This is a genomic window from Streptomyces sp. NBC_00259, from assembly GCF_036181745.1.
Taxonomy (GTDB): Bacteria; Actinomycetota; Actinomycetes; order Streptomycetales; family Streptomycetaceae; genus Streptomyces; species Streptomyces pratisoli.
Map to the genome: position 1 here is coordinate 7366777 of NZ_CP108080.1, position 12629 is coordinate 7379405.

Sequence of the window (12629 nt, forward strand, 5' to 3'; positions counted from 1 at the left end):
TGCCGGTGGCCGTCGACCCGCGGGTCGGGCACGGTCACCGGCCGGGGCGCGTCATGAAGGGCCAGGGCGCATCATGAAGAGATGGCGAAGGCGACGATCCTGACCGTCGACGACGATCCAGGGGTCTCCCGGGCCATCGCCCGCGACCTGCGGCGCCAGTACGGCGACCGGTTCCGGGTCCTGCGCGCGCCCTCGGGCGACGAGGCCCTCGAAGCCCTGCGTGAGCTGAAGCTGCGCGGTGACCCGGTGGCCGTGATGATCGCCGACTACCGCATGCCCGCGATGAACGGCGTGCAGTTCCTCGAAGCGGCCATGGATCTCTTCCCCCGGGCGCGGCGGGTGCTGTTGACCGCGTACGCCGACACCGGGGCGGCCATCGACGCGATCAACGTCGTGGACCTCGACCACTACCTCCTCAAGCCGTGGAGCCCGCCGGAGGAGAACCTCTACCCCGTCCTCGACACCCTGCTGGAACTCTGGGACACGGCCCCCGACCCGGACGCTCCCGAGACGCGGCTCGTCGGCCATCGCTGGTCGGCGCCCTCCTTCGCCGTGCGGGAGTTCCTCGCGCGCAATCTCGTTCCCTACCGGTGGATCGCCGCCGACGAGCCCGAGGGCACGGAACTGCTCGAAGCGGCCGGCCTGACCGCCGCGGACGTCCCGCTGGTGATCACGACCGACGGCAAGACGCTGCACGCCCCCACCGAGGCGGAACTGGCCGAACGGGTCGGCCTGAGCACCAGCCCCGCGTCCGACTTCTACGACGTCGTCGTCATCGGGGCGGGCCCGGCGGGCCTGGGGGCCGCCGTCTACGCCGCCTCGGAGGGCCTGCGCACCGTGCTCGTCGAGCGCAGCGCGACCGGCGGACAGGCGGGCCAGAGCAGCCGCATCGAGAACTACCTGGGCTTCCCCGACGGGGTGTCCGGAGCGCAGCTGACCGACCGGGCGCGCCGGCAGGCCGCACGCTTCGGTGCCGAGATCCTGAGCGCGACCGAAGTGGTGGCCATGGAGGCGGCGGGAGCGGGACGCGTGCTGCGTTTCGCCGACGGCACCTCCATCGGCGCGCACACCGTCGTCCTGGCCACGGGTGTCTCCTACCGGCGCCTGGCCGGGGCGCACCTGGACTCCTTCAAGGGCGCGGGCGTCTTCTACGGATCCGCCTCCTTCGAGGCCGCCAACTGCCGGGGCGACGACGTGTACATCGTGGGCGGCGCCAACTCGGCGGGCCAGGCCGCCGTCTACTTCTCGCGCTACGCCGGGGCCGTCCATCTGGTGATCCGCGGCCCGGACGTCGCCCGGTCGATGTCCCACTACCTGATCCAGCAGATCCAGGCCGTCCCCAACATCCGCGTCCACACCTGCACCGAGGTGACGGCCGGCGACGGCTCGGGTCACCTGGAGAAGCTGACACTGCGCGACAGCCGCACCGGAACCGTCAGCACCGTCGACGCCACCTGGCTGTTCGTGTTCATCGGCGCCGAGCCGCAGACGGACTGGCTGGACGGCCTGGTGGCGCGCGACGACCGCGGATTCGTTCTCACCGGACCGGATCTGCCCGCGGCGAGCAGCCGGTCGCCCCGGTGGCCGCTGACGCGCGCTCCGTACCATCTCGAAACCAGCGTCCCCGGAGTGTTCGCCGCGGGGGATGTACGTGCCGAGTCGGTCAAGCGGGTCGCCTCGGCGGTGGGTGAGGGAGCGATGGCCGTCACTCTCGTACACCGCTACCTGGAGGCGCAATGACCGCCTCGACGTCTCGGAGCGCGCTGACGCCGGACGAACTGCGCACCCTCTTCCTCTTCGAGGCACTCGACGACGAGAAGCTGTCCTGGCTGGCCGAGCGCGGACGGGTCGAGGTGCGGGACGCGTCGACCGACGTGTACACGCAGGGCGAGAGCGCGACCTGCTTCTTCGTGCTGTTGAGGGGCGCGGTCGCGCTCAGCCGTCATCTCCACGGCGACGACATCGAACTCAGCCGCACGGATCAGCGAGGCGCCTACGGGGGTGCCACCCAGGCCTACCTCGGTGACCGGGTGGACCAGGTCTACGCCCACTCGATGCGCGCGATCACCGACGCGGAGTTCTTCGTGCTCCCCGCGTCGGAGTTCGCCACCGCGCTGCGCACGTGGTTCCCCATGGCCCTGCACCTCCTGGAAGGGCTGTTCCTGGGGACGCGCGCCATCGACGTGATCGTGGGCGAGCGCGAACGGCTCCTGGCGCTCGGTTCGCTCACCGCCGGGCTGACCCACGAACTCAACAACCCCGCCGCCGCGGCCGTCCGGGCCACCGACACCCTGCGTGACCGGGTGGCCAGGATGCGGCACAAACTGGCGCTCGTGGCGGACGGCCGGATCGACGGCACACGCCTCCATGAGCTGGTGGAGATGCAGGACGCCGCGGTGCGGCGGACGCTCCAGGCGCGGAAGCTGTCGGCGATCGAGGCGGCGGACGCCGAGGACGAACTCGGCGACTGGCTGGAGGACGCCGGTCTGGACAACGCCTGGGACATCGCTCCCGTCCTGGTCTCCGGCGGCATCGACTCCGCCTGGCTGGACGAGGCCACCGAGGGGCTCACGGACGAGAACCGCCTGGCGGCGGTGAGCTGGCTCAGCTACACCGTGGACACCGAGCTGCTCATGGGGGAGATCGAGGACGCGGTCCGGCGCATCTCGGGACTGGTCGACGCGGCACGGCAGTACTCCCAACTCGACCGCGCCGCGCAGCAGCCCGTGGACCTGCATGAACTCCTCGACGCCACCCTGGTGATGTTCCGGGCGAAGATCCCCGGCGGTGTCCAGGTGGTGAAGACGTACGACCAGGACCTGCCGCACGTCCTCGCCTACGGTGCGGAGCTCAACCAGGTGTGGACCAATCTGATCGACAACGCGCTCGCCGCCATGGGCGACAGCGGCACCCTCACGCTCGCCACCTGGCACGACGAGGACTGTGTGCACGTCGAGGTGCGGGACACGGGGACGGGGATCGACCCCGAGGTCCGGCCACGGATCTTCGAACCGTTCTTCAGCACCAAACCGGTGGGCGAGGGCACCGGGCTGGGACTGGACATCTCCTACCGGATCGTCGTCGACAAGCACGGCGGAGACATCCGCGTCGAATCCCGCCCCGGCGACACACGCTTCCGCGTCTCCCTGCCGCTCGCCCGGCACGCGGCCGCAGAACCGGCCTGAGAGCCCACACATGGCGATCACCTGCGCGTGGCGCGAGCCTGGGAGGGAGGGCCCTTCGGCGAGCACCGGCGGCCGGAGTCCCGACAGCAACCGAAATCGACCGAGAGCGATCGAGGAGCGGCGCCATGGCGGACGACCGGATTCCCGGGATCGACCCCACCTCGCACCCCAGCGGCGACGGCTGTGTCGAGTGCCTCGCGGGTGACGGGCCGGGCTGGTGGATGCATCTGCGGCGGTGCGCCGAGTGCGGCCACATCGGCTGCTGCGATTCGTCCCCGTCCCAGCACGGCACCCGCCACGCGGTCGCATCGGGCCACCCGTTCCTCACCAGCTTCGAGCCGGGCGAGAACTGGTTCTGGAACGCGCAGACCGAGGAGTACTTCGAGGACGGCCCGAAGCTCGCCGGCCCCGACTGCCACCCGCTCTCCCAGCCCACTCCCGGACCGGCGGGCGCCGTCCCGTCCGGCTGGGAGCGGCACCTGCACTGACACGGTGTTCCTCGCGGAGGTGACGTCGCCATGGCCCGGCCGATCATCGTGGGGGTCGACAGATCTCCGGAGAGTGTCGCCGCCCTGGAGTGGGCGGCCGAGGAGGCACAGCTGCGCGGAAGGCCGCTCCAGGTGCTGCACGCATGGGCGTGGCACCCGCTGCCTCCGGCGTCCGTGCCGGCCGGCACCAGCGAGCACGAGTGGGCGGAGGGGGTGCTGAACGAGGCTCTGGAGCATGTCTCCGGGATCTTCCCCGGGCTCCCGGTGGAGGGGGAGCTGGTGTCGGGGGCCGCGCGGGACATGCTCGTGGCGGCCTCGTCGAGAGCGGAGATGCTGGTCATCGGATCCCGTGGCATCGGGACCCTCACCGGCTTCCTCGTGGGTTCCGTGGGCCTCGCCACCGTTGCCCGTGCGGAGCGACCGGTGGCGCTCGTCCGCCCGGCCGCCGCCGCGGGCGCGGCGGAGACCGCCGGTGGCGGGGCGCCGCCCGTCGTCGTGGGGCTGGACGCGGCCCATCACGCCGACCTGCTGATCGAGTTCGCCTTCGAGAGCGCCAGGGTCCGCGGCCTCGCCCTTCGGTTCGTGTACGCCTTCAGTCCTCCGACCATCCATGAGCGCCTGGCCGGTGACCTCGAATCGCCCTACGGCCATGTGCTGAGGCAGGAGCGGCAACAAGCGCTGGAAGCCGCGCTGAGCGGCTGGCGCCACAAGTACCCGGAGGTGCCGGTGGCCGAGGAGGCCGTACCGGGCAAACCGGCCAGATTGCTCCTCGAAGCCGCGCGGGAAGCCCGCCTGCTGATCCTCGGGCGGCCGCGGCGCCCCGCCCGTACCGGGGCGCACGTGGGCCCGGTCGTCCATGCGGCGCTGCACCACGCCCCGTGCCCCGTGACTGTGGTACCCCACGACTGATCCACGCCCCGTGCCCCGTGACTGTGGTACCCCACGACTGATCCACGCTCCGCGCCCTGTCACTGTGGTGCCCCACGACTCATCCGGACGTCGCGCCCGGCGGGAATGGAGCGCCGGTCCGCGTTGTCGAAGAGTCCGGGGGTGTCGGGAGAGCTGGGCCGGTAGGGGGCCGGCGAGGGGCTGGGAGAGGGGCAGCATGCTGGAGGCGGTGGGCCTTTCGGCCGCCGAGACCGAGGTGTACGGCGCGCTCGTCGTCGCCGTGACGTCGTCGGCTCGGGAGATGTCCGCGACGACGGGCCAGGACGAGAGGAGCGCGGAACGGCTGCTCCTCGCGCTGGAGGAAAGGGGCCTGGCCCGCGGGGTGGAGGACAGCCCCGGGCGGTTCGCGGCCAATCCGCCCGATGTGGCTCTCCTGCCGCTGCTGGATCGTCGCGCGGACGACCTCGACAAGGCACGCGCCGCGGTGAACGAGCTCATGGAGAACTACCGCCGCAGCGCCTGGAGCCGTGACGCCGGCGAGGTGATCGAGATCATCAGCGGGGCCGGGGCGCTGCGCCAGCGCCTGCGGCAGGTCCAGGACAGTGCCCGCCACGAGCTGCTGTGGTTCTGCAAGGCGCAGTACGTCGCGATGCCGTCCGGCACGAATCGCTCGGAGTTCGAGGCACTGGCCCGGGGGGTGGGCTACCGCGTGCTGTACGAGCAGGCGTTCTTCGACGACTCCGGCTCGGTTGACAACGTCGTCAGGGCCGTGCGCGCCGGGGAGGCAGCCCGCGCGGTGCCCGCGCTGCCGCTGCGGATGGCGATCGCCGACCGGAGTCTGGCCATCTGCCCCCTGGCGCCGGACGGTCCGGCAGGCAATCCGCGTGACGTGAGCACGGCCGTCGTCCGCGGCAGCAGCCTGGTGGAGGCGCTCGTCGCCCTGTTCGAGCGCTACTGGGAGGTCGGCGCCCCGCTGCGGGTGACTCCGGAGGGCCAGATCGGCGGGACCGTTCTGTCGGCGGACTCCGCCGCGCTGACCCCGGAGGACCAGCACCTGTTGTCGCTGATGGTCGCCGGCATCACCGACGATTCGATCGCCGGGCAGCTCGGCGTCAGCAAACGCACCGTCCAGCGGCGCATCCAGGGTCTGATGAACCTCGCCGGCGTCGCCACCCGGATGCAGCTCGGATGGCATGCCGCGCGCCGCAACTGGCTCTGAGCGTGCGAGATGCGGCCGGCGAATCCGCCGGCCGCACCTCTCCGGGCGGCTCCGTGTTCTCCCGCCCCCACGCGGGTGATCACGTCACCCACGCCGCCCGGGGCTTTCGGCTACCGCACGCCGAACGCGCGGACCACCGTCTGGTCGACGTCGTTGCCGCTGCCGTCCCAGGCCTTGACGCGCAGGGAGACGGAGTCCGCGTGGCGGAGCACGGAACGGTCCAGCCGCACGTCGTACGTCCCGCTCCCGCTCCCGCTCCCGTTCCCGTTCCCGCTCTTCGAGACCGGCACCTGGACCCAGTGCGCGCCGTCGTCCGTCGACGCCCAGACGCGCATGCCCGCGATGCGCGCGCCCGTCCAGCCGTCCTGATGACGCGCCGTCACCCGGAACTTCGCCGACGACGAGCCGTCGATCTCGTTGCGGACGTCGACCGGCACGTCGTAGTCGAGCATCACCAGCGGCATCAGCTCCCGCTCGCCCGCCGCGGGCGGCGTCGACCGGAACGACCACGAGGTGTCGGTCCGCGTCGAGTACGCCCAGGAGGGTGAGGTGCGGGAGGTCTCCAGCCGCAGCCGGTAGGAGCCCTTGTCCGACCCGGCCGGGAAGGCGCCCCACGGCCAGACCTGGTCCGCGAGCTGGGTGCCGTCGCGGTAGAGCCGGGTGCGCACCTTGTCGGTCTCGTCGTCACCGGCGAAGGCGTAGTGCCCGTCGCCGTCGGCGAACTCCGCGAGCCGCAGGTCGAAGGTGTCGGCCGCACGCACCGAGCGGAAGGCCGGGTTCCCGGCCGGTGCCGCCGGCCGGACCACCGCGCCGTACCAGTCCTCGCGCAGCCGCTGACCGGCCGCGTACTGGTGCAGCCCGCCCGTCATCCCGCCGCCGAGGGAACCCCACAGGTTCCACGGGGACTTGTGGGTGACCCTCTCCAGCCACACGGTGTCGCCCGCGCTGACCGTCTCCGTCCGGGCGGACGGCAGCTTCACGGAGGACTGGGTCTCCATCACGAACGACGTGCCCTGCCAGGGACGCCACGCGAAACGCTGCTCGCCGGTCCAGCCCTCGGCTCCGGGCCGGTGGTAGCGGGCCTCGACCGTCGCCGTCGCGGTGTCGCTCACCTGGTAGGAGAGCCGGGACCGCACCGCTTCCTTCTCGATGAGCGCGAGGTCGTAGAGGTGCGGGCTGGCGGACGTTCCCGACAGCTCCAGCGTCGTCTCCCGGTGTCCCTGCCGCTTCAGCCATGCCGCGAGGGCCTCGCCCTGCTCCTGCGGGACGTGCATGGTGATGAGCGGGTCACGCTCGCCCGTCGGGGTCCACGGCTGCCACACCGGCCCCGGGAACTCGTTGATGATCATCAGAGCCGCGGCCCCGGTCCTCGCCACGGCCGCCACCTGGTCGGGGAACGCGCCGTTGGTGCGCATCAGGACCGCCTTGCCGCGCAGGTTCTTCCCCGGCAGCGACTCGGGCTCCACGAGGACGACCGGCAGCCTGCGGGTGCCGTCCACACCGGGCGAGTAGTTGAACAGCACCGGGTTCAGCTCGGGAGCCCCGCTGCCCTGGACCCGGGCCATCAGCCGGGGCGCGACCATGCGCCACCGGGAGTAGAACTCGAAGGTCCCCTTCGCGGTCTTTGCGGTCGGAGTGGCGAACACCGTACGGATCGAATCGAACTCCACCGTCGTGCTGGCGATCTTCCGGATGCCGACGGCCCGGTACGCCCCGAAGTGGATCATTCCCTGCTGTTCGGACGCCTTGGGCGTACGGACCTCGATCGGCTTCGCCGTACGGGCGTCGAGGACGACCTCCATGTCCCGGTCGAGCGTCAGCTCGGGCCGCAGCACCTGGGTGAGGTTCCAGCCCTTGACCGTGTCGCCCGGCACCAGCGCCTTGAGGAAGTAGGTGTCCGCCGGGAGCGTCACCTCGACCGTTCCGTCCCTGGTGAACGCGAACAGGTCGTAGCGGTGGTCGGAACCGTACATCTCGAGGACCGGCACCACCCCGGGGCGGCCTTCGCGGTCGATGAACCGCAGTGTCAGCTTCCGCATCGCGCCCCTGACCGTCAGCGAGACAGCCGTGTGCACGGCGGCCGTGCCGTCGTCCGGGGTCGCCGTCAGATAGCCGGAGTAGCGGCCCAGCGGCACTCCGGCGGCGCGAGCGGTCACCGGCACCCGCACGGTCTCGCCCGGGGCGACGGTGACCGACGACGAGCCCGCCGTGAAGGCGCCCGTCGGCGCGGCCGTACCGTCGTGGTCCTTGACCTGCAGCGACAGCGCCAGCCGCACCGGCCGCTCCGAGACGTTCGTGTACGAGACGTCCTGCGTCACACCGGCGCCGTCGGGCTCCTGCATGCCGAGGTTCACCGTGCCGGTGGCGACGACACCGCGGCCGAAGGCCCCGGCCACGTCCAGCCGGCCGCCGCCCTGCTCGTCCACGCCCTGACCCGCGACCGTCTTCGACGAACCCACGAGCGCGTTCTTGATGGCCTCCGGCGTCCAGGCCGGGTGGCGCTGCGCCAGCAGCGCGGCCGCACCGGCGACATGCGGGGTCGCCATCGACGTTCCCGACGCGGCGGTGTAGAGGTCGCTCTCCGGACTGCCCATGAGCGTGCCCGCCGCCCGCGCCGCGACGATGCCGACACCCGGCGCCGTCAGGTCGGGCTTGACCGCGTCGGCCGCGCCGACGGGGCCGCGGCTGGAGAACTCGGCGAGCGAGTCGTCACGGTCGACGGCGCCCACGGTCAGGGCGCTCGGGGCCGTGCCGGGCGAGCCGACCGTCTGCGTCCCCGGGCCCTCGTTGCCCGCCGCGACGACGAACAGCGCGCCGGTCTCCTTGGTCAGCGCCTCCACGGCCGTGACCAGCGGATCGTCGTCGGACGCCGGGCCGCCGAGGCTCATGTTGACCACGCGGGCGCCCGAACGGGCCGCCCACTCCATGCCGGCCAGGACGTCGGAGTACGAGCCCGAACCGGTGTCGTCCAGCACCTTGCCGACCACCAGCTCGGCATCGGGCGCGACACCCTTGCGGGTGCCGTTCGCCCCGGCGCCCGAACCGGCGATCGTCGCCGCCACATGGGTGCCGTGACCGACGAGGTCACGCGTGCTGTCACTCGCGCTGAAGTTGCGTGTCTCGCCCACCCGGCCCGCGAGGTCGGGATGGGCGGCGTCGATGCCCGTGTCCAGAACGGCGACCTTGACGCCCTTGCCGGTCACGCCGGTCTTCCAGACCTCGGGGGCACCCACCTGCGCCACGCTGCGGTCGAGCGAGACCTTCACCTTGCGGTCGAGCCAGATCTTCTCCAGGGCGCCGGCCAGCCGGGGCGCGGCCGAGGCGGTACGGGCCTTCTGCGCGCCACGCGCGCCCACGGCCTGCGCGTCCTTGTCGGGTGTGCCCCTGACGGCCTTCCAGAAGTCGTCGAGTTCACCCTTCGCCGCGTCGACCGCGACACCGTCGACGCTGTCGAGCACCCGCCGGCGTTCCACCCCGGCCGGCGCCTTCTGCGCGGAGAGCCGGGCCGACGCGCCGTAACGCAGCAGCAGCGGCAGCTGCTTGGCGTGGGAGTCGTCGTAGCCCTGCTCGATCAGGCCGGTGACGTCGAAGAGTGCGGCGTCCAGCTGCCCGGAGGACAGGTACGGGACGGCGTTCACCGGGGTGACATGGATCCGCCCGTCGACCTCACGGGTGCTGAAGCCCCCGCTTTCCCGGCCATGTGCCGGAAGGACACTGGCCACTTGGCGGCCGTCCGCGTAGCGGCTGACCGTGACACGGTCCCCGGTGATCAGCGTGACCGTGTGGACGGAGGGACGCGGGTCTCCCGACGGCGCGGCACGGCCCGGTCGGGGCTGCTGCGCGGCACCGGGTGCGGCCATGCCCACCAGGACGGCCGTGAGGGCTGCGATCGCCACCGAGCGGTGGTGCGGCGAGCTCGTGGCGAGCCGCAACCATCTGTTCGTTGATCTCATGGACGGAAAGAGTGGCGGCGCGGAAGCGGCCAGTCAGCCACTGGTGCCTGTCCACCCCGCGCCAAGTCACCTTTACGCCATGTCGCCGGGCCCGGCCCGGCAGTGGTGCCTACGAACCGACCCTGCGCTTGTTCCACACGTCGAAGCCGACCGCCGCCAGCAGCACCAGTCCCTTGATCACCTGCTGGTAGTCCGTGCCGACGCCGACCAGCGACATGCCGTTGTTCAGCACGCCCAGCACCAGCCCACCGATGACCGCGCCCAGCACGGTGCCGACCCCGCCGCTCATCGAGGCGCCGCCGATGAACGCCGCGGCGATGGCTTCGAGTTCGAAGTTCACGCCCGCCTGCGGGACGCCGGCGTTCAGCCGGGCCGCGTACACGACTCCGGCCAGGGCGGCGAGCATGCCCATGTTCATGAAGACGAGGAAGGTGACCCGCCTGTCCTTGACACCGGAGAGCTTCGCCGCGGCCTGGTTGCCGCCGAGCGCGTAGACATGGCGGCCCACGACCGCGTTGCGCATCACGAAACCGAAGCCGATGAGCAGCGCGGCCAGCAGCAGCAGGACCACGGGCACGCCCCGGTAGCTGGCGAGGGTGAGCGTGAAGGCGAGGACGGCGGCGGCCATCGCCACGCATTTGGTGAGGAACAGCGAGCGTGGCAGGACGTCGAGTTCGTAGCTCTGCTGCCGTCGGCGGTCGCGTACCTCCTGTGCCACGGCGAAGACGATCAGCACCAGCCCGAGCAGCAGTGTCAGATTGTGGTAGTTGGTCTGCGGACCGACCTCCGGGAGATAGCCCGTGGAGATCTCCTGGAAGCCCTCGGGGAAGGGGCCGAGGGAGCGTGACCCGAGCAGGATCTGCGTACCGCCCCTGAAGAGCAGCATCCCCGCCAGCGTCACGATGAACGACGGGATGCCGACGTACGCGATCCAGAACCCCTGCCAGGCGCCGGCGGCCGCCCCGATCGCGAGCGCGATCACCAGGGCGAGCACCCACGGGACGTCGTGCTCGACCATCATCACCGCGCACGCGGCCGAGACGAATGCCGCCAGCGAGCCGACCGACAGATCGATGTGACCGGAGATGATGACGATCATCATGCCGATGGCGAGGACCAGGATGTAGCTGTTCTGGAGCACCAGATTGGTGACGTTGTTCGGCTGGAGCAGCACGCCGTCGGTCCAGATCGCGAAGAGCGCGACGATCAGCGCGAGCGCGATGAGCATGCCGTACTGGCGCATGTTGCGGCGCATCGCGTCCAGCAGCAGGCCGGCGATCGCGGTCCTTCCCGGTGCGTCGGAAGGGGGTGCGCCGTGCGGAGTCTCGGTGGTGACCGGGCCCATTTCTGTTACCTCTTGTCCATGGTCATATGGCGCATCAGCACTTCCTGGGTGGCCTCGGCCCGGGGGATCTCCCCGGTGAGGCGGCCGGCGGCCATGGTGTAGATGCGATCGCACATCCCGAGCAGCTCGGGCAGTTCGGAGGAGATGAAGACGACGGCCTTGCCCTCGGCGGCGAGCCGGTCGATGACCGTGTAGATCTCGTACTTCGCCCCGACGTCGATGCCGCGCGTCGGCTCGTCGAGGATCAGCACATCGGGACCCGCGAAGATCCATTTGCTGAGGACGACCTTCTGCTGATTGCCACCGGAGAGCCGGCCGACCTGCTCGAAGACGGTCGGAGCCTTGATGTTCATGGTGCGGCGGTACGACTCGGCGACCCGGGTCTCCTCGTGCTCGTCGACGACACCGCGCCGGGACACCTTGGGCAGCGCGCTCATGGTGATGTTCCGGCCGATGGTGTCGATGAGGTTGAGGCCGTAGTGCTTGCGGTCCTCGGTGACGTACGCGATGCCGTGTCCGACCGCCTCGGGGACGGTCCGGGTACGGATCTCCCGGCCGTCCTTGAGGACGGTGCCGCTGACGCCCCGTCCGTAGGAGCGTCCGAAGACGCTCATCGCGAGTTCGGTGCGGCCCGCGCCCATCAGTCCCGCGATACCGACGATCTCGCCCCGCCGGACCTGGACCGAGACACCGTCGACGACCTTGCGCTGCTGGTCGATGGGATGGTGCACGGTCCAGTCGCGGACCTCGAGCGCCGGATGCGCCCCGGTGTCCCCCTCGTACGGGGTCCGCTCGGGGAAGCGGTGGTCGAGATCGCGCCCGACCATGCCTCGGATGATCCGGTCCTCGGTCGTCGAGTCGGCGCGCACGTCCAGGGTCTCGACGGTGCGGCCGTCCCGGAGGATCGTCACGGAGTCCGCGACCCGCGCGATCTCGTTGAGCTTGTGCGAGATGATGATCGAGGTGATGCCCTGCTGCTTCAGCTCCAGGATGAGACCGAGGAGTTTCGCCGAGTCCCCGTCGTTGAGCGCGGCGGTCGGCTCGTCGAGGATCAGCAGCTTCACCTCCTTCGAGAGCGCCTTCGCGATCTCCACGAGCTGCTGTTTGCCGACGCCGATGTCGGCGACCCGCGTCTGCGGATGCTCGTTCAGTCCGACCCGCTTGAGCAGCGCCGCCGCGTGCTTCAGCGTCTCGTTCCAGCTGATCACCCCGCGCCGTGCGTGCTCGTTGCCGAGGAAGATGTTCTCGGCGATCGACAGATAGGGGACCAGGGCGAGTTCCTGGTGGATGATGACGATTCCGCGCCGCTCGCTCGCGCGGATGTCCTTGAAGGCACACGCCTCGCCCCGGAAGCGGATCTCGCCCTCGTAACTGCCGTGCGGATGCACACCGCTGAGGACCTTCATCAGTGTCGACTTGCCCGCGCCGTTCTCCCCGCAGACGGCGTGGACCTCGCCCTCGGCGACGGTGAGGGTGACGTCGGAGAGTGCCCGGACCCCGGGGAAGGTCTTGACGATCGAGCGCATCTCCAGGACGGGTGCGGCTGGTGCG

Annotated in this window: 8 protein-coding genes; 5 read left to right on the forward strand and 3 right to left on the reverse strand. The window is 71.1% G+C overall.

The genetic code is table 11. From position 1 onward, the window contains the following. Positions 1 to 81: 81 nt before the first annotated feature. From OG766_RS32990 to OG766_RS33010, 5 genes are all read left to right on the forward strand, one after another. Complete coding sequence (locus tag OG766_RS32990) at positions 82 to 1740, forward strand: FAD-dependent oxidoreductase (RefSeq protein ID WP_266385166.1); 1659 nt, start codon at positions 82 to 84, stop codon at positions 1738 to 1740. Beyond that, positions 1737 to 3185, forward strand: coding sequence for an ATP-binding protein (locus OG766_RS32995; protein ID WP_266385165.1), 1449 nt, complete (start codon positions 1737 to 1739; stop codon positions 3183 to 3185). Before OG766_RS32990 ends, OG766_RS32995 begins: the two co-directional genes overlap by 4 nt. Positions 3186 to 3310: 125 nt before the next feature. Beyond that, entirely contained in the window at positions 3311 to 3673 is a 363-nt protein-coding gene (locus OG766_RS33000) for a UBP-type zinc finger domain-containing protein (protein ID WP_328727012.1), read from the forward strand. Positions 3674 to 3703: 30 nt separating this feature from the next. Continuing rightward, positions 3704 to 4582: a universal stress protein gene (locus OG766_RS33005; RefSeq protein ID WP_328727013.1), complete on the forward strand. Its 879-nt coding sequence runs from the start codon at positions 3704 to 3706 to the stop codon at positions 4580 to 4582. Between the two features lie 196 nt (positions 4583 to 4778). After that, positions 4779 to 5780 (forward strand): helix-turn-helix domain-containing protein, encoded by a 1002-nt coding sequence (locus tag OG766_RS33010; protein ID WP_328727014.1) that lies wholly within the window; start codon positions 4779 to 4781, stop codon positions 5778 to 5780. 110 nt (positions 5781 to 5890) lie between these two features. Here the strand turns inward: OG766_RS33010 and OG766_RS33015 are convergent, their stop codons facing one another. From OG766_RS33015 to mmsA, 3 genes are all read right to left on the reverse strand, one after another. Then, a complete protein-coding gene (locus tag OG766_RS33015) occupies positions 5891 to 9733 on the reverse strand; it encodes a S8 family serine peptidase (RefSeq protein WP_328727015.1) in 3843 nt (1280 codons plus the stop codon). 109 nt (positions 9734 to 9842) lie between these two features. Further along, entirely contained in the window at positions 9843 to 11078 is a 1236-nt protein-coding gene (gene mmsB, locus OG766_RS33020) for a multiple monosaccharide ABC transporter permease (RefSeq protein WP_328727016.1), read from the reverse strand. A gap of 5 nt (positions 11079 to 11083) precedes the next feature. Further along, on the reverse strand, positions 11084 to 12604 hold the full coding sequence (gene mmsA / locus OG766_RS33025; protein ID WP_266388635.1) for a multiple monosaccharide ABC transporter ATP-binding protein: 1521 nt from the start codon (positions 12602 to 12604) through the stop codon (positions 11084 to 11086). Between the last annotated feature and the right edge of the window lie 25 nt (positions 12605 to 12629).

Coding starts and splice junctions, on each gene's coding strand:
- mmsA (WP_266388635.1), bottom strand. CDS start 12,604: ATGCGCTCGATCGTCAAGACCTTCCCCGGGGTCCGGGCACTCTCCGAC.
- mmsB (WP_328727016.1), bottom strand. CDS start 11,078: ATGGGCCCGGTCACCACCGAGACTCCGCACGGCGCACCCCCTTCCGAC.
- OG766_RS32990 (WP_266385166.1), top strand. CDS start 82: ATGGCGAAGGCGACGATCCTGACCGTCGACGACGATCCAGGGGTCTCC.
- OG766_RS33010 (WP_328727014.1), top strand. CDS start 4,779: ATGCTGGAGGCGGTGGGCCTTTCGGCCGCCGAGACCGAGGTGTACGGC.
- OG766_RS32995 (WP_266385165.1), top strand. CDS start 1,737: ATGACCGCCTCGACGTCTCGGAGCGCGCTGACGCCGGACGAACTGCGC.
- OG766_RS33000 (WP_328727012.1), top strand. CDS start 3,311: ATGGCGGACGACCGGATTCCCGGGATCGACCCCACCTCGCACCCCAGC.
- OG766_RS33005 (WP_328727013.1), top strand. CDS start 3,704: ATGGCCCGGCCGATCATCGTGGGGGTCGACAGATCTCCGGAGAGTGTC.
- OG766_RS33015 (WP_328727015.1), bottom strand. CDS start 9,733: ATGAGATCAACGAACAGATGGTTGCGGCTCGCCACGAGCTCGCCGCAC.